The sequence below is a fragment of the Arthrobacter sp. Y3221159 genome (genome assembly GCF_059089885.1).
Genome location: NZ_JBNHFC010000012.1, coordinates 75,089 through 96,314, shown reverse-complemented (window position 1 = coordinate 96,314; position 21,226 = coordinate 75,089). Strand labels below are relative to the sequence as shown.

22 protein-coding genes and 1 pseudogene are annotated in these 21,226 nt (G+C 66.3%); 8 read left to right on the top strand and 15 right to left on the bottom strand.

Translation table 11 applies throughout. The features are described 5' to 3' along the window. The first annotated feature begins 2 nt into the window (after positions 1 to 2). The gene (locus AC5RT3_RS13750; protein WP_494124434.1) at positions 3 to 863 is read left to right on the top strand and encodes an NAD-dependent epimerase/dehydratase family protein; all 861 of its coding nucleotides are present in this window, start codon (positions 3 to 5) and stop codon (positions 861 to 863) included. A gap of 73 nt (positions 864 to 936) precedes the next feature. After that, positions 937 to 1,332 (top strand): DUF1622 domain-containing protein, encoded by a 396-nt coding sequence (locus tag AC5RT3_RS13745; protein ID WP_494011641.1) that lies wholly within the window; start codon positions 937 to 939, stop codon positions 1,330 to 1,332. On the opposite strand, the gene AC5RT3_RS13740 is transcribed toward AC5RT3_RS13745, so the two are convergent. From AC5RT3_RS13740 to AC5RT3_RS13695, 10 genes are all read right to left on the bottom strand, one after another. After that, a complete protein-coding gene (locus AC5RT3_RS13740; protein ID WP_494124433.1) occupies positions 1,329 to 2,384 on the bottom strand; it encodes a metallophosphoesterase family protein in 1,056 nt (351 codons plus the stop codon). The genes AC5RT3_RS13745 and AC5RT3_RS13740 overlap by 4 nt on opposite strands. Then, positions 2,381 to 2,596, bottom strand: a complete 216-nt coding sequence (locus AC5RT3_RS13735; RefSeq protein ID WP_494124432.1) for a hypothetical protein — start codon at positions 2,594 to 2,596, stop codon at positions 2,381 to 2,383. The genes AC5RT3_RS13740 and AC5RT3_RS13735 overlap by 4 nt, the downstream gene beginning before the upstream one ends. Continuing rightward, positions 2,593 to 2,931, bottom strand: coding sequence for a hypothetical protein (locus AC5RT3_RS13730; RefSeq protein ID WP_494124431.1), 339 nt, complete (start codon positions 2,929 to 2,931; stop codon positions 2,593 to 2,595). Before AC5RT3_RS13730 ends, AC5RT3_RS13735 begins: the two co-directional genes overlap by 4 nt. Next, a complete protein-coding gene (locus AC5RT3_RS13725; RefSeq protein WP_494124430.1) occupies positions 2,928 to 4,709 on the bottom strand; it encodes a glycosyltransferase in 1,782 nt (593 codons plus the stop codon). The genes AC5RT3_RS13730 and AC5RT3_RS13725 overlap by 4 nt, the downstream gene beginning before the upstream one ends. Beyond that, complete coding sequence (locus tag AC5RT3_RS13720) at positions 4,706 to 5,989, bottom strand: lipopolysaccharide biosynthesis protein (protein WP_494011646.1); 1,284 nt, start codon at positions 5,987 to 5,989, stop codon at positions 4,706 to 4,708. Before AC5RT3_RS13720 ends, AC5RT3_RS13725 begins: the two co-directional genes overlap by 4 nt. After that, complete coding sequence (locus AC5RT3_RS13715; protein ID WP_494124429.1) at positions 5,986 to 6,798, bottom strand: glycosyltransferase family 2 protein; 813 nt, start codon at positions 6,796 to 6,798, stop codon at positions 5,986 to 5,988. Before AC5RT3_RS13715 ends, AC5RT3_RS13720 begins: the two co-directional genes overlap by 4 nt. Before the next feature lie 12 nt (positions 6,799 to 6,810). Further along, positions 6,811 to 7,902 (bottom strand): hypothetical protein, encoded by a 1,092-nt coding sequence (locus AC5RT3_RS13710; protein ID WP_494052857.1) that lies wholly within the window; start codon positions 7,900 to 7,902, stop codon positions 6,811 to 6,813. 84 nt (positions 7,903 to 7,986) lie between these two features. Next, a complete protein-coding gene (locus AC5RT3_RS13705; protein ID WP_494011649.1) occupies positions 7,987 to 8,982 on the bottom strand; it encodes a glycosyltransferase family 2 protein in 996 nt (331 codons plus the stop codon). 1 nt (position 8,983) lies between these two features. Further along, entirely contained in the window at positions 8,984 to 9,835 is an 852-nt protein-coding gene (locus tag AC5RT3_RS13700) for a glycosyltransferase family 2 protein (protein WP_494011650.1), read from the bottom strand. A 583-nt stretch (positions 9,836 to 10,418) separates the two neighbouring features. Next, the gene (locus AC5RT3_RS13695) at positions 10,419 to 10,742 is read right to left on the bottom strand and encodes a hypothetical protein (protein ID WP_494052856.1); all 324 of its coding nucleotides are present in this window, start codon (positions 10,740 to 10,742) and stop codon (positions 10,419 to 10,421) included. Positions 10,743 to 10,841: 99 nt separating this feature from the next. On the opposite strand from AC5RT3_RS13695, the gene AC5RT3_RS13690 reads away from it, so the two are divergent. Beyond that, the gene (locus AC5RT3_RS13690; RefSeq protein ID WP_494052855.1) at positions 10,842 to 11,639 is read left to right on the top strand and encodes a ZIP family metal transporter; all 798 of its coding nucleotides are present in this window, start codon (positions 10,842 to 10,844) and stop codon (positions 11,637 to 11,639) included. Between the two features lie 12 nt (positions 11,640 to 11,651). Here the strand turns inward: AC5RT3_RS13690 and AC5RT3_RS13685 are convergent, their stop codons facing one another. Then, the gene (locus tag AC5RT3_RS13685) at positions 11,652 to 14,114 is read right to left on the bottom strand and encodes a Tex family protein (RefSeq protein WP_494124428.1); all 2,463 of its coding nucleotides are present in this window, start codon (positions 14,112 to 14,114) and stop codon (positions 11,652 to 11,654) included. A gap of 157 nt (positions 14,115 to 14,271) precedes the next feature. Between AC5RT3_RS13685 and AC5RT3_RS13680 the strand changes: the two genes are divergently transcribed. Continuing rightward, complete coding sequence (locus AC5RT3_RS13680) at positions 14,272 to 14,568, top strand: hypothetical protein (protein ID WP_494124427.1); 297 nt, start codon at positions 14,272 to 14,274, stop codon at positions 14,566 to 14,568. A gap of 232 nt (positions 14,569 to 14,800) precedes the next feature. Here the strand turns inward: AC5RT3_RS13680 and AC5RT3_RS13675 are convergent, their stop codons facing one another. The 3 genes from AC5RT3_RS13675 to AC5RT3_RS13665 form a co-directional block, all read right to left on the bottom strand. Continuing rightward, the gene (locus AC5RT3_RS13675) at positions 14,801 to 15,871 is read right to left on the bottom strand and encodes an alkene reductase (RefSeq protein WP_494124426.1); all 1,071 of its coding nucleotides are present in this window, start codon (positions 15,869 to 15,871) and stop codon (positions 14,801 to 14,803) included. Between the two features lie 110 nt (positions 15,872 to 15,981). Further along, positions 15,982 to 16,497, bottom strand: coding sequence for a PKD domain-containing protein (locus tag AC5RT3_RS13670; RefSeq protein ID WP_494124425.1), 516 nt, complete (start codon positions 16,495 to 16,497; stop codon positions 15,982 to 15,984). Between the two features lie 463 nt (positions 16,498 to 16,960). Then, positions 16,961 to 17,626: a DUF6318 family protein gene (locus AC5RT3_RS13665; RefSeq protein ID WP_494124424.1), complete on the bottom strand. Its 666-nt coding sequence runs from the start codon at positions 17,624 to 17,626 to the stop codon at positions 16,961 to 16,963. A gap of 332 nt (positions 17,627 to 17,958) precedes the next feature. Between AC5RT3_RS13665 and bioB the strand changes: the two genes are divergently transcribed. The 4 genes from bioB to AC5RT3_RS13645 are packed head-to-tail and all read left to right on the top strand — an operon-like array spanning position 17,959 to position 20,197. Beyond that, positions 17,959 to 18,978 carry a biotin synthase BioB gene (bioB, locus tag AC5RT3_RS13660; RefSeq protein ID WP_494124423.1) on the top strand — a complete coding sequence of 340 codons (1,020 nt, stop codon included), beginning with the start codon at positions 17,959 to 17,961 and terminating at the stop codon, positions 18,976 to 18,978. Then, complete coding sequence (gene bsaP / locus AC5RT3_RS13655; protein WP_494124422.1) at positions 18,975 to 19,244, top strand: biotin synthase auxiliary protein BsaP; 270 nt, start codon at positions 18,975 to 18,977, stop codon at positions 19,242 to 19,244. The genes bioB and bsaP overlap by 4 nt, the downstream gene beginning before the upstream one ends. A gap of 55 nt (positions 19,245 to 19,299) precedes the next feature. Next, positions 19,300 to 19,734, top strand: a complete 435-nt coding sequence (locus AC5RT3_RS13650) for a pyridoxamine 5'-phosphate oxidase family protein (RefSeq protein WP_494052849.1) — start codon at positions 19,300 to 19,302, stop codon at positions 19,732 to 19,734. 19 nt (positions 19,735 to 19,753) lie between these two features. Then, the gene (locus AC5RT3_RS13645) at positions 19,754 to 20,197 is read left to right on the top strand and encodes a very short patch repair endonuclease (protein WP_494011661.1); all 444 of its coding nucleotides are present in this window, start codon (positions 19,754 to 19,756) and stop codon (positions 20,195 to 20,197) included. A gap of 6 nt (positions 20,198 to 20,203) precedes the next feature. On the opposite strand, the pseudogene AC5RT3_RS13640 reads toward AC5RT3_RS13645, so the two are convergent. Next, a pseudogene (locus tag AC5RT3_RS13640) lies at positions 20,204 to 21,119 on the bottom strand (glycoside hydrolase family 26 protein). Positions 21,120 to 21,226: the final 107 nt, after the last annotated feature.

The following is a 21,226-nucleotide window of genomic DNA, read 5'->3' as shown; positions in this document are numbered from 1 at the left end:
GCATGACCATCCTGCTGGCAGGCTGCGGCGACCTCGGCACGGAAGCGGGCCTTCGGTTCGCCGCACTGGGACACCGGGTGGTGGGCTGGCGCCGCTCCCCCGGGAAACTGCCTGCCGCCATCGAAGGTGTGGCGGCTGACCTGGGCGCCCCGGACCTTCCGACCGTCCCCAAGGACACCACCGCCGTCGTGATTGCCGTTGCTGCCGACGCTCCGACGGAGGACGCGTACCGGGCGGCTTACCTGGGCGGCGTCACGCACGTGCTGGACGCTTTGGAACGAGACGGCGTGCGGCCGGCACGGGTGCTTTTTGTCTCCTCGACGGCAGTCTACGGTGACGCAGACGGCGGTTGGGTGGACGAAGGCACTGCGCCTGCCCCGGGTGGATTCTCCGGACGGGTGCTGGTGGAAGCCGAAAAAGTGTTGCGGGCCCGGCTGGCAGGAACCGGGACTGCGGCTGTGTCCCTTCGGCTCGGCGGCATCTACGGCCCCGGCAGGACGCGGCTGATCGACCAGGTGCGCAGCGGTTCGGCCGTTGTCCCGGAAGATGTCCGCTACACCAACCGGATCCACCGCGACGACGCTGCCGCCGCGATTGTCCACCTGGTGTCGATGGCCGCCGATCCTGCGCCCGTCTACATCGGCGTGGACGATGACCCCGCAGACCTCGGTAGTGTGCCGCGGTTCCTGGCTGCCGCCATGGACCTGCCGGAACCGCCAGTGGGTGATGCCGGACCCGCGCGCGGCGGGAACAAGCGCTGCAGCAACAGCCTGTTGCGGGGCACCGGCATCACCTTCGCGTTCCCGTCATTCCGCGAGGGCTACCGGGACATCCTGGCGGGCAACGGCGTCCGACATCCGTAAAATGCCGGCGGCTCCCCCGCCTGGCGTTTAGGCTGGCTGCTCAGGGGCACGGCGGAGAGCGGAACGGGCAGGCATGGATTTTCGGCACATCATCGAGACGGTCGGGGAGTTTGTCGATTTCGCCGGGGTGGCCGTCATGGTCATCGGCGCCCTGGTGTCCATCCCCCTGGCGCTTCGCGGATACCGGCCGCGGCGCCTCCGTGCCGGCAACGAGGAGCTCAGCCTTTACCGGCTGTACCGGCAACTGCTGGGCAGATCCATCCTGCTCGGGCTCGAGCTGCTGGTGGCGGCCGACATCATCCGGACCGTGGCCGTCACCCCTACCTTCGAGAGTGTGGGCGTCCTGGCGGTCATCGTCCTGATCCGGACGTTCCTCAGTTTCTCGCTCGAACTGGAGATTACCGGGCGGTGGCCGTGGCAAAAGGAGTCCCCGAAGCCTGGCGATCCTGCCGCGGCACGTGCAGGCTAGGACCCCGAGGCCGGGTGCCAGTACCGCAGGCCGCCGCTGGTGGCGCCGCCGGGCGCCACATCGATCATGGCGTACGGGAACGCCCGGCGGTCCGACTGGTCCGGTCCGCGGCCGCGGACGTCAGAACACCACGTGCCGGTGTTAATGTACCGGGTGGAGCAGTCCTCCAGCGGGGACTCCAGGGCCCTGTGGGTGTGGGCTGAAATGTACCAGGCCACCCCGGAACCGTAGGCCTCGAGGGTACGGGCGAACCGGCCCGCAGCAGCAGGCGCTTCCTCGCTGGCGATGCTGCGTCCGGCGGCTGCAAGGACCATGCGGGTGGCGGTGCGCGGGACCGCCGACACCGTCCGGAACCTGGACAGGCGCGCCAGTTCCCGAACGGCGGCCTCGTCGAGGGCAAGGCGCCGGGACTCGGTCTGCAGCAGCACGTCGTAGGCGCCCGACCTGACGCGCCGTTCCGCCCGCTCGGACGCCAGGCAGGCGCGCGCAACGGCTCCGGCACGGCTCAGGCGTGAACCCGATGGTTGGGCGTGCCAGGCGGCGAGCGGGGGCAGGTCCAGCTCGTCGGTGCCGTTGACCGCCGTGCGGAGCACCTCCGGGATGCGGTGCAGGGCGTGGTGCTGGTGCCCGTGCTCGGCGACGAGCACGTGGGGCACGTGCAGGAACCAGGGGTGGACCCGGACGCGCGTGGGCTCCAGGGGTGACAGCAGTTCCGTTAGGCTGGCGGCAACCGCTGGCCGGGCCAGCTCCACGTCATGGTTGCCGCATACGAAATGCAGCTGCACGCCGCGGGCCGCGCACTCCTGCAGCGCCCGGAACGTGCCATCGTGCCGGGCAAGGATGGCCTTGAGCCGTGCCAGGCTCTGGTCCTCACTGAAGCCGGCCAGCTCGAATGTGTCACCGACGAAGACCACGTGCCGCTCCGGCCCCGCAGCCGCAAGCGCCTCGTTCCGCAGGAATCCGGGCAGTTCCCTGCCGGGGTGGCGGGGATCGTCATCCGCAACATCCAGGTGGAGGTCGCTGAGGAGCCACCACCGCGCCGCGCGGCTCATGTGATCAGCTCCCACACGCGCGGAATGAAAAGGACCAGGAAAACCACCCAAACGGCGGCGACTGCGGTTCGACCGACCGTTCGGCTGACAGTCCGGCCGAGGAGCCTCGCGCGTGCGGGCTGCCCGGAGTCCTGTCCGGTATGACGCACCTCGAGCGCGACCAGGGTAGTGAGCAGGACGGCGGCAGCAAGCAGTCCGGGAAAATCGATCATGCCGTGGCCTCCTTGCGTGCCCGGGCCAAGCAGGCGAGGACAGTGAGGGCGCCCATCGCGATCACGCACGCCTGCCATGACCACACGGTGAGGTAAAACATCGCCGCGGAGACGGCCGTGAGCATGGCGAGGCCAAGCGCCAGGACCAGCAGCGCGAAGAACGCGGCGTCGGTCACCGGTGTGAGCCGGGCCAGTGCCTGCCCCGGGAGGAGAACGAGGACCGCAATCACCGCCAGCGCCTGCAGCGGTGCGGGCAGCCCCACAAGGGTTAGCAGTGACAGCGCGATGGCAACGAGGCCAAGCGCCAGGGTGGGTCGGCTGACTCCGCCGCTCATGGTGTCACCCGGTACACGCGTGCGTCGGTGTTGCTGAACACCAGCTCCACGCCATCCTGCGCCTTTAGCCACTCTTCCATCTCCTGCATGTTGCCGGTGGTGCTGTCGCCCTGAAGCACGAGGCTCGCCTCTGCAGAACGCATGAGAAGCACGACGGCGCCGGCTGGGTTTTCCCGGGCGTAGCCATAGAAGGTCGGGCCGCAGGTTGCCGCGGTCAAGTCCTGGCGGCACAGGTCTTCGATTGCCCGGTAGGGGTGATCGAGGTAGGTCTCGGTGCGCCACGGCGTCGGGTGGGCCGCGGAGAGAATCGCTGCTCCAGACGGTGCCAAGCTCTCCGCTGTGGCAACGGCTGCCATCTCATCGTCCGTGAAGACGTCATACTCCGCGTTCCCGAACCGGCCTGTCACCGTCATCGCGGCCAACAGGCAGAAGGTGACGACAAGGACCCCAACCATCCCGAAAGAGGGGCGCATGTTGCTGCTCTCTTGGGGAAGCAGGGCTGAACAGACCAGCAGGGCAACGAAGGGCAGCGCGAACAGGGAGACGCGGATGAGCATCTCTCCTCCGTACATCTGCGCCGGAAAGAGCAGCAGGGGGCCTGCGGCGAAGAGGACGACCCTGATATCAAGCCGCCGTCTACGCCAGTCGCGCAGGGCGCCCACCGCTGCGAGGACCCACAGCAGGACGGTGAGCACTACCCGAACCTGCACCACAAACACGTGGCCGGGAGTTCCGCTCACGCGCTCAGCGACGTTCGATTCCACCGCGGCGGACAGGCCTGCGTCCTCCATTGGGGGGTGCCCAATGAGGTAGGTGCTGGCGGGATAGACCAGCCAGAGCACCAGCACAATAGCGGCGATAAGGGGCAGCCGGCCGGGCCACACATGTCCGCTCAGGGTAAGAACGGCGATGACCAGGAGCAGCATAAAGGGCGTCAGCTGGTGACTGGCACAAATAACTGTGATGAGCAGGAGTGCTACCGCGAGGGCACCCACCCGGAACCCCCGGCGGGGATCGACAGGCGAGCGCTCCCGCCACCACACCGCAAGGTTGGCCGGCCGAAAACCCCGGAACCGTGAAGGACGCGCGCCCAACGGGCCGATCAGCAGCACAGCCAAGACGAGGTACAGGAAGAAGCCGAAGGCCTGGGGCGACAGGTAGTCCTGGTCCTGCCAGTTTCCGAGGCAGAAGATCCAGAGCGCGAGCCACCGCCGTCGCGGGTCCTGGGTCAGGTAGCGCAACAACACAGCCACGGCAAGGAGCCACAGCCCCACGTTGAACACTGGTGCCCAGAGGGCGACAGTCACCGGATCAAGACCGCTTGCCTCAAGTATCGTGGCCAGGAGGGCGAAGAACCCGGGCCAGTTGAAGTAGGCGTCGATGTTCGGATCCACCGCCTGCATGTCCGCGAGTGCATCGGTTATCCCGAGGTGACGGAACGCGACCTCACCACGGGGAACGTCGGTCACGAACGCTGCGGCCCCAAACAGCACGAGCACTTGCACCGCGAGGAGCCACATCATGACCAAGCGGCCCGCCGGGCCCGTGGCATCCCCGCGCAGCGCCACCACGAAGGTGACGTTCAGAAGCAGGACCCCTATCCAGTACGGGTACGGGAGTTCGGCGGCGAGCCCCAGGTCGCTCTCCACTGGCAGGACCACAGCGGAGGCCGCCCCTAAGGCAAGCGCCAGTGACGCGAGGCCGGCCAGGGCGCACCACACGTCACGTGGCTTCCAGCGTCCTTCAGTACGGCTGGTCGCTTCGATCGTGCTCGTCATGCTACCTCCTTCTTAACGCGCCGGAGGATGGCGAGGAGCCTGATACCCACCGCCGCGGCCCCGGTGGAGAGCACCACCAGCCAGGCCAGGGCCATCGCGCTGGAGCCCCTGTCGGCAGCCAAGAGCGCAGCGGTGCAGAGTGCGACTGCGAGCGTTACGCCGACTGCGATGGCCTCCACGTAGCGGCCGCGGGCCCGGCACACGGCGTTGTATGCCTGCAGCACTGCGTACGCGACCACGCCGGCCGCCAGCAGCCGAAGAGCACCGGCAGACGCGTCGGCGTATTGCTCCCCCAGCAGGTGGAGCAGCGGGCGGGCGAAGACAACAAGGACTACGGCGGCCAGTCCGCCCACGGCGAGCGACCACCGGAGGGTGGCCCAGGTTGTCGCGACCAGGCGTTCAGGCTCCCGCACGCCCTCCGCAAACTGCACGATGCCCATCAGCATCGGGGCTGTGTAGGCGGCCCATGCCATCATCCAAGCCGGATACCAGTAGGCGGCGGCCTCCGGTGCCACCATATGCGCTAAAAGAAGCGGCAGCAGCAGTCCGGGGGCGCGCTCGCTGAGGGTCAGGAGCTGGTTCGGAATGCCCAGCATGAGCACGGCACGGCCATGTGCCGGACGCAGCGTGGGCCGCGGCCGATAACCGATAAGCCTTCGCAGCTGGACCGCACCGATGACGGCTGTCACGGCAGTCCCCAGGGTCCAGCAGGCCATCAGCAGGTCCACCGGGGCGGGATGCGCCTGCCAGGCCACAACGGCCACAGCCGCGAGCGAGACCACGCCGCCCACGGTGTACCTCAGGGTGGCGCTGGCACCCCGTCCCAATGCAACGAGCGCCTGGTCCAGCACCGTGCCCATTGTCCCTGTTACGGCGGCCAGGAGGAACATGAGCCAGAAGAGAGCAGATACCGACGCCGTTTCCGGTGCAACGGTCAGCTCCAGCACGAGGTAGCCGAGGGCCAGCACGGTACTGGCCAGCGCCACGATGCCGAATGCGGCGTCCAGTACCCGGGCCGGCGGTTCTCCCCGACCCACGGAGACAATCACGGCCGACCCGGCACCCAGCACGGCCAACTGCGCACAGATCAGCACCGCCGAAACTGCTGCCGTGGTGAGCCCCACCTCCCGCGCTGCTGCCGCGTGCGCGGCCACGATCCAGAAAGCGAAACCCGAGCCGGTCTGGGCGGCCTTGGCCAGGATGAGGCCGAGCGAGCTGCGCAGCGCGGAGTGCCGGACGACTGTTGAGACGTCCGTTGCAGCACCCCGCTGATCGCTCACGATGCGAAACCCTTCACCAATCCCGCGTAGTTGTACCAGCAGAAGGCGGCGTAGTACCGCAGCCACCGGGGCTGGCCGGAGGCGAGGCTCAGGGCGCTGCCGCGAACCGCGGCGGCGGCGGGCAGCAGAGCCAGCCGTGCCCCGCGCCAGCCATGCTTGCGGATCATCTTTCCCAGCCCGGTTCCGTCCATGAGGAACTGGTCCAGCGCGAAGTCGAAGTCGTCGGCGGCAAAACGGTGCTCGACGAAGACTTTGCGCGATACACCCGTCCGCAGCCCCGACTGCCGCATCCGCCAGCGCAGTTCGATGTCCTCACCCGACTTGAACGAGTCATCGAAGCCCACGCCCATCATCAGTTTCCGGTCGACGATCGTCGCGACGAGCCCGAACCAGTTGCGGCTGCGGCCAGTGCGGTGGTGGTGTGCCAGTGCCTGCCCCCAGTAGCCAGGTCCGGCGACGCTTTCCAGGCCTGCCTGGAGGGCGTCGTAGCCGTCCTCCACCAGTTCCTGGAGCAGGTCGGCCACCCCCGACGGTCCGAAGACGACGTCGGCGTCGACAAGCAGGACCCAAGGCGTGTTGCTGCTCCGGACCCCAAGCGTTCGGGCCCAGGGCAGGCCGCGCCCCTCGTCGCTCACCACCCGGGCTCCTGCTGCCCGGGCGATCTCGACGGTGCGGTCGGTGGAGAGTCCGTCCACCACGATGATCTCGGCGACACCGGACTGGCGCAGGGCTTCCAGGCAGCGCGGGAGCAGGTGTTCCGCGTTGCGCGCCGGAACAACAGCGGTGACGTCGGCAGTGCTGTGACCCACGGCCCCCACCCCTTATGCCTGCTCGTCGAGGACCGCCGGCAGCAGCTCCTCGAGATGGCGGACAATGTCATCGGATGCCTGGTCCGCCGACCACGCGGCTGGCACCTGCAACAGATGGCAGGGGCGGCCGTCGAGGGCCTTGTTAAGCACGAGGCCCTTGGCCGCGAAGTGCTCGCGCCAGGGGACGACGGACGTGGCCGCCAGGCCGGTCACGACCCGTTGGGAGAAGCCTGCCATCTCGATGTGGAAGTTGCCCATCATCCGGTCGACCATCCAGTCGGTGGTCTTCTCGAGGATCCGCGTATGGCTGCCTTCGTACCGCTCGATGTAGATGGAAGCCGCGAGTGGTGCCGATGTGGTCACTTCCCGTCCGGGAAATGCCGCTCCTGCGTCAACCATGCGGTGCTCGGGCGACCATTTGCGGGAGAAGTCCGCGAGCCTCGGATAACGGATGACGTACGGGTGTACCAGTGTTGTGAGGCGGCCGACGCTCTGCGAGAGCGATGACGGGACGAGGGGTTTCCGGACACCTTCAAACAGGTGCGGATAGATGTTCCGGTGGTGTGGCTTGATGAACATAGGCTTCGCGTAACCGAGCAGGGTGGAGTCCTCGGCGAGGAAGGCCCAGTCGTCGCCCATGAACGACCATCCTTCGCGCCGCATCAGCTTCGCAGCGGTGCTCGTCTTGCCGGTCCCACCGGCCGCGGGAAGTGCAATCGCGTGACCCCGGTAGGCCATGGTTGCCGCGTGGATCATCGCGGCTCCCCGCTCCACCATTGCAGCATCGAGGACAGGCACTACCGACGTCAGCAGTTCACCCGGACCGTGGATGCGCCACTGCTCGGCGTCCCGGACCACCTGGACCCGGTCGGCATTGAAGCGCACGCTGTTGTCCGTGTACGCGAGCTCGTGCTCAAGGTGGCCTGCATCCGGCATCGGCTCCGGCCGGCCATCCACGACGATGTGGGCTGGCCGTTCGGCGTCGGTGGCGAAACACGCCAACATGGTCTTGAGCTGGTGGGCTGCCGGTGCCTGTGCATCAACGCTGATGTTGATGCGGCCATGGATGTCAAAGTTGAGTGCTTTGTTCTGTCTAGTGCGCATGTTCGTCCCCTGTCTGGATGGTGTGTTGGTCGGATCGTGTTGCTGGACTGGACGGTGTCGGCCCCCGAGCCTTGCCGACGACGTTCACTGCACGTCCCGCCATGGACTCACTCCGGCCAGGACCGGCCGGTTCAGGGGGCGACCAGGCACATGGGCAAGCTGGCGTCCGCGGAGGTAGCCTGCCGATGTGTAGGCCACGACCGCCACGAAGGCAGCCGCGCGGCCAAGTCCGGAACGATCTCCGCGGGTCCAGTCATAGATCCCTGAGAAGAAGGCCTTGGGCAGGACGCTGCGGACGTACCGGCGTTCCGGGCCGAGGGCCCGCTTGTGCCCAACGACGTGGCTGACCTGGGCCTTCGAAATTCCCTCCGACCAGGACCTTGAAAGCATGTAGCGGACGGTTCCCCGGCTTGCAGGCACGTGGTGGCGCACCAGCGCTGCCGGCTCGTAGACGATCCGGCTCCCGGGGGAGCCCATCGTGGACCGGATGCAGATCTCCGTCTCCTCGCACCCCAATGGAGTGGAGCCGCGCCGGCCCAGGGAGTGGTTGAAACCGCCCACCGTTCTGATGACATCAAGCCGGAAGGACATGTTGGCACCGATGACGTTCCTGACTTCGGATGCCACCCGTGGCAAGCCCCGGTGGCTGCAGCCGACAATCCAGTCGAGCTCTTCTCCAAAGAAGCCGGGCCGTCCCGCTTCCCAGAGAGGCTCCACCCGGCCGCCCACGCCCAGCACCTCGGGATCGTCATAAAGCGCCATCAGGCGTTCTAGCCAATCCGGTGCCGCCACGGCATCGTCATCGAGGAAGGCGACAACGTCCGAGTCGGCCAGGCCCACGCCGGTGTTACGGGCACCGGAGAGCCCTCGCGGGCCGGTGTTCCTTGCGACAGTGACGTCGTCAACAGTCTTGGCCAGCCGCTCGTAAAGTTCCTCATTGTGGTCGATGACCACCAGGACTTCCTTCGGTGCGAAGGTCTGCGCCCGAAGGGACTCGATGACATCCAGCAGCCAGTCCCAGCGCTCAGCAGTGTAGGCGCAGATGATCACTGAGACAGTCGGGGAAGGTATGTACTCCATGTCAGGCCACGCTCACCACGGGAAGAACACTCAGCGGATCGGTGGGTGTCCGCGGGAAGCTCACGCTGGTGTAGGCGTACTTCACCCGGCGCAGCGCCTCGGGCCGCGCGCCGGCGGTGGGGGAATCCCACAGGAGGCACTCATGCGCCATTGTCCCCAGGACCCGCCAGCCGTCCCGGAAGGTCTGGAGGTTCGACACCCCGGAGATGCGGTCCAGCTCGAAGCTGGGAACCTCGGCGATTCGAAGGCCGGCCCTGGCGGCCCGGACGATCAGCTCGGTCTCGATTTCGAAGCCGTCGGATTCCAGCTGCAGGACATCCAGGCACTCCCGCCGGAAGGCAATGTAGCCGTAGCAAAGGTCGGAATAGTTGCTGTGCAGAACCGCGTTGGCCAGCCCGGTCAGCGCACGGTTTCCTGTGCGCCGCAGCCACGTCAGGTCCTCCGATCCCCCGCCCGTGACGTAGCGGGAACCTTTGACGAAGTCATAGTCATGCTGCAGTGGGGAAACGAACCAGCCGATTTCCTGCGGATCCATGCTTCCGTCCGCGTCCAGCATGACGATGATGTCACCGGTTGCGGCAGCAAATCCTGACCTTAGCGCCACCCCCTTGCCCTTGCGCTTCTCGTCCACCACCACGATGTCCTGGCGCACTGCCCGCGCCACTCCGACGGTGTTGTCCGTTGACCGGCCGTCGACGATTACCACCTCATCGACGTACAGCGGCATCCGCCGAAGGACCCAGGGAATGTTCTGGGCCTCGTTCAAGGTCGGGATGACCACGCTGATCGATGCCCGCACCGGCGCTGCTGCGAGCTTCGAGAGCGAAATGGGTGGCTGGGTGGAGATAGACATATGCCTCACCTCTTCATGGCGTGTGGAGAACTCTGGCCAACGGGGAAGCACTGCTGAGTCAGCGCTTGTTGGGCCTTGGTCAGTTCCTTGGCCCGGGGTAGGTTGAGCTTATGGTTGCCCCGGCGGCTAATCACCAGTAATGAGTACTCGCCTTTTTGGTCGCGTTCTACTGGAGGGAATTGCCTGCTCCGGGAGCTAGGAGGGCAGGGGCCGGGCCCAGCAATCCGTGCGGTACATTGGGGGACTTGTCCCATGCGCAAGTTAGGTAGGGTGGGTACCCCGCCATGAAGAGGTAGGTTGCGGCGAAGAGGTAGGTTGCGGCGGCTCGACGGTAGGTCATGGGTGGGCCATCGGATTCTGGTCGCGGATACAACACCACCATTGGAGTGCTCCAGGGACCACGGGCAACGGCGCCCGCGGCTACACGCTGCGCGATGGCCTCGTGGAAGCCGCCGGGATCAGAGTGAGCGGCCCGCCGGAGTCGGTCCTCTATTCTCCCGGGGTGCGCAGCCGGTTCGGGCGCCGCGCATAGTCACGGACCGGCGGTAGTCACCGGCAGGCGTTGACTTCCAGCCCGCGGGGGTCAGGCGACGTCGCGCCAGCCCTGCCCCTCGCTGAAGGTGGCCACCAGCGTGCCAACGCCCGGCTGCAGTGAATTGGAGGGATCGAAGTACAGGCTCGCCTCTGAGGCCCGGCTGTGCGTGATCAGCTGTTCAGCTTCAAGCTTGGCCTCCGGCACAGTGGCGCCGATGATGCCGGTACGGGCGGGAAGCTCGGTGGTGTGTACCACCTCGGCGCCGGTCTGGGTCAGAGGAACGGTGGTGCCGGAGTTGATCTCATCGTAGGGAAACGCAAACTCGGCATCATCGGACGCGGCAGGGATGGTGTACTCCAGGAAATAGGTCATGGATCCACCTTTGCAGATAGGCCCACGCTGCCGAAAGTCCGCGCACGCCCACTCGCACAACGTCTTCCCACGTCAATGCGGCCCTCCTATACTTACCGCATGTTGATGTCGCTGTGGTTCGGCGTCATAGCATCCAGTGCACTGATTCTGGGTGCCTTTATTGGTGTCCGGTTTGAGCTGCCCAAGCGCCTCCTGGCTATGCTGCTGGCCTTCGCCGCCGGTGCACTGATGACCGCCCTGGCTTTCGAACTGTTCGAGGATGCATATGAACATGGCGGGATCATCCGCGCAGCCATCGGGCTGATAGGTGGCGCAGTGGTGTTCACGGTCCTCAGCGCTCTGTTGGACCGGTGGGCGCAGCCCGGAAAGCAGGAGCAGGCGACACCTGCGGACGAGTTCGAAGGGAGCGCCAAGCTCGATACGGATGCCGCCGCGTCAGATAAACATGCCACTTCTGCCTCAACACGGGGAGCGGCAGGGCTGGCTTTGTTGGCCGCGGTCACCTTGGATGGCGTCCCGGAGAACGTTGCCCTGGGAATCGCGCTGGGAGAAGGCACCGGTGGGCTGGCCCTGCTCGCGGCAATCTTTGTCTCCAACTTCCCCGAGGCCCTGGTTGGCTCAGCATCCATGCGAAGCCAGGGACGCTCAACGGGCACCATCCTGGGTCTTTGGCTGGGGTGCGCGGCCCTGCTGGTCATCGCAGTTGTTGTCGGTGCGGGGCCGCTGTCCGGGACAGACCCCGAGGCCATCTCCATACCGTTGGCCTTCGCCGCCGGCGCCGTCATCGCATCCCTCGCGGACACACTCATGCCGGAAGCCTATGAACACGGCGGCCCCGCGGTGGCCCTCAGCACGGCGGGCGGATTCGTCCTGGCCTTCGTCCTGTCCCTGGCCTAAGCCGATACCGGCCTATTTCCCCAGCCCTGCCCTGCGGAGCGCTTCTGCCATGGCTGTGTTCACGGGTTCGGGCTTCGACGACGATCCACGGCCGCCCGCGCCGCCGGAGGTGTTCCGGCCAGCGGTCTTTTGCGGGACCTGGCGCCTGCGCCCGGGGTCCTGCTGTGCCCCACGCCCGGCAGGCTGGCGCCGTCCGTCCGACCTCTCCGCAGCGGGCTTGCCCGCACCGGCACCCCGCGCGCCCTTCCCGCCCGCCGCGGGTTCGTCGTCGAGCCTTAACGTCAGGGAGATCCGCTTACGCTCCGGGTCAGCCTCCAGAACCTTCACCCGGACCACCTGGCCGGACTTAACTACCTCCCGGGGATCTGACACGAACCGGTTGGCCAGGGCGGATACGTGGACCAGCCCGTCTTGGTGGACGCCAACGTCCACGAACGCTCCGAACGCCGCGACGTTGGTCACGGTGCCCTCGAGCACCATCCCCGGCTTCAGGTCTGAAATTTTTTCAATGCCCTCGGAGAAGGTGGCGGCAGCAAAGGCAGGGCGCGGATCCCGGCCGGGCTTGTCCAGTTCGGCCAGGATGTCGGTGACGGTGGGCAGGCCGAAGGTATCGTCCACAAAGTCCCTGGCATCCAGGGAGGAAGCGGGCGCGGACCCGGCCGCAACCAGGATCTTCCGCGCCACCGCATAGGACTCCGGATGGACGCTGGACGCGTCCAGCGGCTCCGCTCCCCCGGTGATCCGCAGGAAGCCCGCGCACTGCTCAAAAGCCTTGGCACCGAGCCGGGGCACCTTCTTCAGGTCGGCGCGCCGGGCGAACGGGCCGTGCTCGTTCCGATAGGCCACGATGTTTTCGCTCAGCAGGGGCCCGACGCCGGCCACCCGGCTGAGGAGCGCGGGTGAAGCGGTGTTGACGTCCACCCCGACGGCGTTGACGCAGTCCTCCACCACGGCATCGAGGCTGCGGTCCAGCTTCGATGCCGTCACGTCATGCTGGTACTGCCCCACGCCGATGGATTTGGGGTCGATCTTCACCAGTTCCGCGAGCGGATCCTGGAGCCGCCGCGCAATGGACACCGCCCCACGCAGCGAAACATCCATGCCCGGCAGTTCGGCGGCTGCGAGCGCTGATGCCGAGTACACGGACGCGCCCGCTTCGGACACCACCAGCTTCTGCGGCTTCCGGTCCACGTCCGGCAGGAGCTTAATCAGCTCGGCGGCGAGCTTGTCCGTCTCCCGGGACGCGGTGCCGTTGCCGATGGCCACGAGTTCGACGGCGTGCTGGCGCGCCAGCTTCACCAGGGTGGCCAGGGCTTCGTCCCACTTCCGGGCGGGGGCGTGCGGGTACACGGTGTCGGTGGCCACTACTTTCCCGGTGCCATCCACCACAGCCACTTTGACCCCTGTGCGCAGGCCCGGGTCCAGGCCCAGCGTGGCACGGTTGCCGGCGGGAGCTGCGAGGAGAACGTCGCGCAGGTTGGCGGCGAATACGCGGACGGCTTCGTCCTCGGCTTCGGCGAACATCCTGCCGCGGAGGTCTGCCGTGAGGCGGGCCAGCACCCGGGACCGCCACGCCACCTGGGCGGTCTGGATCAGCCACGCGTCGGCGGGCCGGCCGCGGTCGGCGACCCCGAGGCACCTGGCAACCGCGGACTCGTACCGGGAGCGGGCGGCGGTGAGGGCGTCGTCGTCTGCGGGATCTGCCTCGGCAAGGTCGAGCTCGAGGATGCCGTCTTTCTCACCGCGCAGCAGCGCGAGGACCCGGTGCGACGGCATGCCGGAGGGAGCCTGCGCGAACTCGAAATAGTCCGCGAACTTCTGGCCGTCCGCTTCCTTGCCCTTCTTCACGCGGGAAACCATGCGGCCCTGGGTCCAGAGCCGCTCGCGCAGGGTAGCGGCCAGGTCGGGATCCTGCGCCACGCGTTCCACCAGGATGGCGCGGGCACCGGCGAGCGCAGCGGCGGCGTCGCCGATCGCATACTCGGTGTTGAGGTACTTTGCAGCCTCCTGCTCAGGGTGCAGGTCGGGCCGCTTGAGGAGGGCCTCGGCCAGCGGTTCCAAACCTGCTTCCCGGGCGATCTGCGCCTTGGTGCGCCGCTTGGACTTGAACGGCAGGTAGATGTCCTCCAGCCGGGACTTGGTGTCCGCGGCGAGGATCGCCTTCTTCAGCTCGGGGGTCAGCTGGCCCTGTGCCTCCACCGCTTCCAGGACGGTGCGACGGCGGTCCGCGAGCTCGCGGAGGTAGCGCAGGCGCTCCTCAAGGTCGCGGAGCTGGGTGTCGTCCAGGGTCCCGGTGGCTTCCTTGCGGTACCGGGCGATGAACGGGACGGTGGACCCGCCGTCGAGCAGTTCCACCGCGGCCTTAACCTGCCATGCCATGACGCCCAGCTCAGTGGCGATTTGGGAGTGGATGGCGTCGCCGGCAGTTGGCGCTGCAGAAGGAACGGACGTGGGTGCTTGGGGCAGTTGAGTCACCAGAACATCTTGCCTTACCCGCCTGCGCCGCTCCACCGCTTCCGGCGCAGCACCGGGGCATGGGGGGCTGGGGCCCGGCGCGGGTATTCCGATCATGGCCGCAAAGTGCTGTAGTGGAGGTGCCGTCACTGGGACAACGCTCAAGGAAGAGGCCGCCATGCGGGAACTGCTGATTGTGTTTCAGGAGGGGTTCGAGGAAGCCAATATCACCGTGACGGTGAACGGGAAACAGGCGCGGCGGGACCTTGCTGTGTCCACCAATCCGATCCTTGGCATAGCGTCGGAGGTGTCCGTGGAACTGCCGGCGAAGGGCGCCCAAGTGGGTGTGGAGGTGACGAACCGCGGGCTCAAGGCGATCACGAAGGTCACCGGCAAGCCGAAAAGCGTGCTCGTGTCCATCGAGGACGGCAAGCTGGTGATGAGGGAAGGGACCGGCCGGGAAGCCGTTTTGTAGGCCCCTTCGGCCGCTGCAGCAGCTACGGTGGCAGAGGTCTAGCAAAAGTAAATTCGATGGAGTAGCATCTGATCACCGCCGGCTTCCAGAGGGGTCCGGCGGGCCAAACTGAAACGTAAGTCGGTCGGAAGTCGTCGGATGGCTTCCGGCCCCGCTGCCGGGACAGCACACCGAGCAGCAACGACGGCGGCACCCACTTGCAGGTGCCGCCGTCGCCATGTGTCCGGGCCCGCTAGACCTGGTAGGCGGGGTAGTCGATGTACCCCTTGGCGCCTTCTGCGTAGAAGGTGGAGGCATCCGGCTCGTTGAGCGGAAGTGCTTCCTTCCAGCGCCGCGCCAGGTCCGGGTTGGCGATGGCAGGCCGGCCCACCACCACAGCATCGGCGTGGCCGTCGGCAATCAGGTTTACCGCCTCTTCCCGGGTGGTGACCACACCGAAACCTGTGTTGACCAGGAAGGTTCCGCCGAAGCGGGCGCGGAGGTCCTGGACAAGTTCACCGGTGGGTTCGTGGTGCAGGATGCTCAGGTAAGCGAGGTTGAGCGGGGCGATGCTGTCCACCAGGACTTCGTAGGTGGCGCGCACGTCCGCCGGATCGGTCTCGGCGATGCCCTGCACGTTGTGTTCCGGGGAAATGCGGATGCCCACGCGGTTGGCGCCCAGCGCTGCCACCACGGCGTTGACTGTCTCAATGACGAAGCGGGCCCGGTTCTCGGGCGAGCCGCCGTAGCTGTCGTTACGGACGTTCGAGTTGGGTGCCAGGAATTCATGGAGCAGGTAGCCGTTGGCGGAGTGCAGCTCCACGCCGTCGAAGCCGGCCTCGACGGCGTTCAGCGAGGCATCGACGATTTCCTGGATCAGCAGGGGCAGTTCGTCGGTGGTGAGGGCGTGCGGGACGGGGTACGGCTGCTTTCCGGAGGGGGTCCGGACGTCACCCTCGATGGCGACGGCGCTGGGCGCCACAAGCTGGTGGCCTCCGGTGATGTCCGGGTGCGAAACCCGGCCGCCATGCATGATCTGCGCGAACATGCGGCCGCCTTCGGCGTGCACGGCGTCCGTGACCTTCTTCCAGCCTGCAATCTGTTCCGTGGTGACGATGCCGGGCTGGCCCGGGTAGGAGCGGCCCGCGGGGCTGGGGTAGGTGCCTTCGCTGACGATGAGGCCCAGGGAGGCGCGCTGGCGGTAGTGTTCTGCGACGAGCGGGCCGGGGACGCCTTCCTCACCGGAGCGGAGCCGGGTCAACGGCGCCATGACCAGGCGATTGGGAAGTTCAAGCTCGCCGAGGGTGAGAGGGGAAAACAGCATGCGCAGTTCCTTTCGAAGGCTAAAGACGTACTGCCCATGCCAACTGGGAGGCGCGTACAACTATTCCGGGATGCGATCGGCATCACAACCGTTTGGTGCTGGGTCAGGGGCTATCTGGATGCCGGCGCGCCGGGGCAGCCCTGGCCGTCCGGGTTGGTGTTGCAGTCGTCGGCATAGTTGCGGGTCAGCGAGCGCCAAACGCTGATGGTCTGGGGCGGCGAACTAAACTGGCCCTGGCCCGGGATGGGCAGCGGCGGACCGGCGTTGACGGAGTAGGTGCCCTGGAAGGAAGTGGTCAGGACAACCTGGAAGTCGCCGGTCTGGCCGTAAGCGTGGCTGGTGCGGGTCTTTTCACCCCAGCGGTCCTGCGGCAGCGGGCCTCCCATGGACGGCTGGGGACCGAAGACAGTGCCGTCGCCGTAGTTCCAGGTGTACTGGACGGGAGTGGCAACCACATGGACGGCCTGGCCGAACATGGTGATGTCGAACTGCTGCTCAACTGCCTCGGCGTAGAAGTTGGTTTCAGCGCCGCGGAGCGTGTGCGGGCTTGGCTGCGCTGTTACGGTTCCCGCGTTGATGGGCAGGTTCTGGAATTCCCGCTGGATGTCCGCGGCAATGCGCGGCAACAGGTCCTCCGGCGCTGCGTCATAGAGGCAAGTGGGGCCGGAGTGGGGCGCCCAGACGGCACCCCGCACTCCCCGAGGCCGGGACAACCACATAACCGGGATCCCGTCCTCACCGTCGGGGCCGTCCTTGCACTCCAACTGCCTGCCCAGGCAAGGAGTGTCGAAGTCTCCCCCGCCAAGATGGCACTGGAGCTCGTATTTGTACTCGTTGGGGTCAGTGGAGACCGCGCCGGGTTCAGGCCGGGAAAAATCACCCGTACCTGGATCCAGCCGCCATCCTATGATGTCTGCTCCCCCCGAACTCCAGTGGCCTTTCGGGGGCGGGGCGACCGATTCTGGAGGAGAAGAGGAATCGTTCTCGCGCGCGATGCTCGATGGCGCTTCCGCATATGCCCCGGTGGGCACGACGACAGAAAAAAGTAGAAAGCCCATGGCGCAACAACGAAATAAGGCTTTCATGCCGCTACCCGACGATGGGTTCAACAGTTTGAACGAACCACGCACCGTCTCGGAATATGACCAACATTAAGTTTCCGGAATCCGCTGGCTTTGGATCAGTAGTGTCCAGACTCTTATCTGGGTTGTAGTAGCTGAGTGGTTCTTGCGAAACCTGCACAGCCACTTGATAGCTTCCACTCGGCGTCGCGGCAAAAGCTGTGCTGATTGACGGCGTTGTCACTCTGCCGCCTGCCAACCACCGCCCGTCTTGGTGCCAACCTTCCTGGACCTGTTTGGCTCGTTCACACATGGTGCAAGCAGGACTGGTCAGCGCAGACATCGGTTTCGTGTCACCGGTCTCATAGCCATAGCTCAGGAGCTCAAACCAATACTTCGCGAATGCCTCAAGACCTTCCTTCGTCTCGGTCTTGGCAACCTCGGGCATGACGGGGACCGGGACGTTTTGGGCCGGGCCGGAGGCGTCGGCGGGCTTGTAAACAGCGGTGGGTGACGGGGTAGGCGTTGGCGAAGTGCTGGTAGTGGCCAGGTCAGTCGACGCAGGAGTGGTGGTCCCGCCCTGCCCGGGCGACTCCCTCGAATTGCATCCGGCCAATCCAAGGGAGAGAGCAATTGCCAAACCGAGGGCTCCAGCCCGGAAACCACGTGACGTAACAACGTTCTGTAAAGCCATGGGCCGCTATTCCCCCAGTAGTTATCAGACGGCGTGCTCCGGACAGTGCCTTAAGGGTAGCCCACGTCACAATGTGTCGATCAAACTTATCCACAGGCCCGGAGGTAGTAGCGGCCCTGTCAGGGTCGCTTTCGTCCGGGGAGGGGGTCCGATGCGACGCTATCCAGCCGGGAAGACAGCCCAGTCACGGACCTGCCTCGGCTGTGTTAGGTCTTGACCAAAGCTGTCAACAAAACCGGCAGGCGGCCCTTGTGGCCATCCGACAAAAACAGGGAGGCAGTCCGGAACTAGCGTCGGCAGGGAAGCCATCCCAGTCAGCCGGAGGACCACCCATGACGACTCAACCGCAACTCCTGAAATATCCAATCCTCGAGACCGCCCGCAGGCAGGTCCTGGAACAGGGCCTCGGCCTGTCCGAGGCCCAGCTGGTCGAAGTCCTGCGCCTGCCGGACGAAGCCCTTCCCGCCGCCCTGGACCTGGCCCACCAGGTGCGCCTCCGGCACTGCGGCGAGGACGTGGAAGTGGAGGGCATCATCTCCATCAAGACCGGCGGCTGCCCCGAGGACTGCCACTTCTGCAGCCAGTCCGGCCTGTTCGACTCCCCAGTAAGGGGCGTCTGGCTGGACATCCCGGAACTGGTCAAGGCCGCCAAGGAAACCGCTGCCACCGGAGCCACGGAATTCTGCATCGTGGCCGCCGTCCGCGGGCCGGACATCAAACTCATGAACCAGATCAAGTTCGCGATCGACCGGATCAACGAGGAAGTGGACATCAACATCGCCTGCTCCCTGGGCATGCTGACCTGGCGGCAGGTGGACCAGCTGGCCAGCTGGGGCGTCCACCGCTACAACCACAACCTTGAAACCGCCCGGAGCAATTTCCCCCAGGTGGTCACCACCCACACCTACGAGGAACGGCTGGAAACCTGCGCCATGGTCAAGGACGCCGGCATGGAACTGTGTTGCGGGGCCCTCATCGGTATGGGTGAAACACTCGAACAGCGTGCTGAACTCGCGGCCCAGCTGGCCGCCCTGGATCCGCACGAAGTCCCGCTGAACTTCCTCAACCCCCGGCCAGGCACTCCGCTGGAGAACCAGCAGGTGATGGACGGGAAGGACGCCCTCCGCGCCATCGCCGCCTTCCGCCTCGCCATGCCCCGGACCGTCCTGCGCTACGCCGGCGGCCGGGAGCTCACCCTCGGCGACCTCGGAACCCGTGACGGGCTGCTGGGCGGCATCAACGCCGTCATCGTCGGCAACTACCTCACCACCCTCGGCCGGCCGGCCACCGCCGACCTAAACCTCCTGGTGGACCTCAACATGCCCATCAAGGAACTGCAGAAGACGCTATGACCCCCACCCGCTCCCCCGGCTCGACGAGCCCGACCCCCTTCATCTTCTGCGGGCACTGCGGCCTCCCCTCGGAGAAGGAAGCGTACGACGGCGGCAGCACACCGCCGTCGTCCCCGCACCAAAACTGCGTGGTGCGGCTGGAACTGGAACCTCCGCGCTTTTGCCTCCAGTGCGGGCGCCGGCTCAAGGTCCAGGTTTCTCCCGTTGGCTGGTGGGCCCGCTGCTCGCGCCACGGCCAGACTTCGGCCGCCGCTGACAGTGACTGAGTCAAAAACAGCCAACCCTCTGGCGTGTTTCTACAATGCGTAGAAGAATGGCTTCATGATGTTTGAACACGCAGACGGCCAACCCGTACTCGAACTCACCGATGGGCAGTCCTGGCACCTCCTGGAGAACACCAAACACGGCAGGCTGGTGGTCTCGGTTGCGGGCGAACCGGATATCTTCCCGGTGAACTACGTGACCGCGGAGCGGAAGATCTACCTCCGGACGGCGCCGGGCAACAAGCTGGCACAGCTGACCATCAATTCCACGGTGCTCTTCGAAGCGGACGGCATCGACTCCGACGAGGCCTGGTCCGTGGTGCTGCGCGGAACCGCCCGCGTGCTGAACAAATCGGCAGAGCTGGAGGCTGTGGAGGCGCTGGGCCTGAAGACCTGGGTGCCCACGCTCAAGGACTTTTACGTGGAGATCGAGCCAACGTCGGTCAGCGGCCGCCACTTCGTGTTCGGCGAACAGCCCGAGCGGGAGATCTGAGCGCTCCTAGACTTGGAGTATGGCGGACAAGCTGACTCCGGAGCGGCGCAGCTGGAACATGTCCCGGATCCGGGGCAAGAACACCAAGCCCGAACTGCTGGTCCGCAGGCTGCTCCATGCCAAGGGCTACCGCTACCGCCTGCACGGCAGGTCCGGCACGTCGCGGCTGCCCGGCAACCCGGACCTGGTGTTCGCCGGCCGCCGCAAAGTCATCTTCGTGAACGGCTGTTTCTGGCATTTCCACGATTGCCGGGTTGGACAGCACGCCCCAAAGGCGAACGCGGAATTCTGGGCGGCGAAGCGCTCCAGGACAAGGGAGCGCGACGCCGGCCAGCGCCGCCTGCTTGAGGACGCCGGGTGGGAGGTCCTCACCGTCTGGGAGTGCGAGCTCAGGGACGGTTCTGCGCTGGAGGACCATCTGGTGCGCTTCCTCGAAAGCGGCAAGGACCAGCCTGCTTCTTGACGGGATTCAGCTGCGCCGTGCCAGCAAGGCGTTCCTGAGGGCGGACGCGGACGAGTCGCTGCTGTTGATGCGCCAATCGGCTTCCTTCTGCAGGTGGAACCAGACGAAGCCCACCACGTCTGGCTGGGCAGCCAGGAAGGACACGAGGTCGGTGTTCCAGACGGCTTTGGACCCGCCCAGCTCGGTGGAAGCCGTATCCGCGATGAGAATGGGCTTGCCCGGAGCCAGCGTGCGGAGCTGGGCGATGCCGGGTCCGAACAGCTCCTGCGGCATGATCCAACTGCTCCATGTCTACAAGATCGTGGACGTGCTGCCAGGCCGGAATGTAGTCACCGGACTGGTTTCCGTTGACCCCTTCGGACCAGGGGTACCAATTGCCGTTCATTTCGTGGGCAAAGCGCAGCATCACTGGCTTGCCCCAGGCAGCGAGGGCCTGACCCCACTCGGTGATCCGGGCATCGAAATCACCGGCCGTAATCCGGTCCAGCGAGTAGGCCGGCTGGTTGACGCCGCCGCCCCAGGCCCACGGCTCCCAAGTCAGAAGCGGCACCGCCCCGCGGGCGTGTACTGCGTCCATCTCTGCCAGGGGTGGGGACTGCCGGAAGTCCTTGTACATCAGGACCATCGAGGGGCTTTCCCCTGCGAGGTTGGCCACCTCATCCAGTTCGGCCCCAGCCAGCGCTCCCCCGGCCGTGCCAACGCCGAAACGCAGCGGAGCAGTGCTGACGGCGGGTGGCTGGGGCGCAGGTACCGGGGCCGCCTCCACCACGAAAACGGTGGAGGCCTTCATGGAAGAGGTCTTGGCCGTGATGGTGGTGTTCCCTGCCGCGCCAGCGGGAATGGTGATCCCGGCACTGAAGGAACCGGTTGCCGTGGTCCGGAACTGGAACGTGGCCGAGCCGACGGGCGGCCGGAGTCGCAGTTTTTCCGTGCAGGAAGCACTGGCTCAAGTATTTGGCGCAGATCCCGTACTCCCATCAAGAAACCCACAATTATCCCCTGAAAGACTGCCGCCGAGTGCCCACAGAC

Excerpts from the sequence above, each read along its gene's own strand:
- AC5RT3_RS13675 (WP_494124426.1), bottom strand. The coding sequence starts at position 15,871 with ATGCTGTTTTCCCCTCTCACCCTCGGCGAGCTTGAACTTCCCAATCGC.
- AC5RT3_RS13645 (WP_494011661.1), top strand. The coding sequence starts at position 19,754 with ATGGCGGACAAGCTGACTCCGGAGCGGCGCAGCTGGAACATGTCCCGG.
- AC5RT3_RS13680 (WP_494124427.1), top strand. The coding sequence starts at position 14,272 with ATGCGGGAACTGCTGATTGTGTTTCAGGAGGGGTTCGAGGAAGCCAAT.
- AC5RT3_RS13700 (WP_494011650.1), bottom strand. The coding sequence starts at position 9,835 with ATGTCTATCTCCACCCAGCCACCCATTTCGCTCTCGAAGCTCGCAGCA.
- AC5RT3_RS13650 (WP_494052849.1), top strand. The coding sequence starts at position 19,300 with ATGATGTTTGAACACGCAGACGGCCAACCCGTACTCGAACTCACCGAT.
- AC5RT3_RS13750 (WP_494124434.1), top strand. The coding sequence starts at position 3 with ATGACCATCCTGCTGGCAGGCTGCGGCGACCTCGGCACGGAAGCGGGC.
- AC5RT3_RS13735 (WP_494124432.1), bottom strand. The coding sequence starts at position 2,596 with ATGATCGATTTTCCCGGACTGCTTGCTGCCGCCGTCCTGCTCACTACC.
- AC5RT3_RS13725 (WP_494124430.1), bottom strand. The coding sequence starts at position 4,709 with ATGACGAGCACGATCGAAGCGACCAGCCGTACTGAAGGACGCTGGAAG.
- bioB (WP_494124423.1), top strand. The coding sequence starts at position 17,959 with ATGACGACTCAACCGCAACTCCTGAAATATCCAATCCTCGAGACCGCC.
- AC5RT3_RS13710 (WP_494052857.1), bottom strand. The coding sequence starts at position 7,902 with ATGCGCACTAGACAGAACAAAGCACTCAACTTTGACATCCATGGCCGC.
- AC5RT3_RS13745 (WP_494011641.1), top strand. The coding sequence starts at position 937 with ATGGATTTTCGGCACATCATCGAGACGGTCGGGGAGTTTGTCGATTTC.
- bsaP (WP_494124422.1), top strand. The coding sequence starts at position 18,975 with ATGACCCCCACCCGCTCCCCCGGCTCGACGAGCCCGACCCCCTTCATC.
- AC5RT3_RS13740 (WP_494124433.1), bottom strand. The coding sequence starts at position 2,384 with ATGAGCCGCGCGGCGCGGTGGTGGCTCCTCAGCGACCTCCACCTGGAT.
- AC5RT3_RS13665 (WP_494124424.1), bottom strand. The coding sequence starts at position 17,626 with ATGGCTTTACAGAACGTTGTTACGTCACGTGGTTTCCGGGCTGGAGCC.
- AC5RT3_RS13695 (WP_494052856.1), bottom strand. The coding sequence starts at position 10,742 with ATGACCTATTTCCTGGAGTACACCATCCCTGCCGCGTCCGATGATGCC.
- AC5RT3_RS13690 (WP_494052855.1), top strand. The coding sequence starts at position 10,842 with ATGTTGATGTCGCTGTGGTTCGGCGTCATAGCATCCAGTGCACTGATT.
- AC5RT3_RS13730 (WP_494124431.1), bottom strand. The coding sequence starts at position 2,931 with ATGAGCGGCGGAGTCAGCCGACCCACCCTGGCGCTTGGCCTCGTTGCC.
- AC5RT3_RS13705 (WP_494011649.1), bottom strand. The coding sequence starts at position 8,982 with ATGGAGTACATACCTTCCCCGACTGTCTCAGTGATCATCTGCGCCTAC.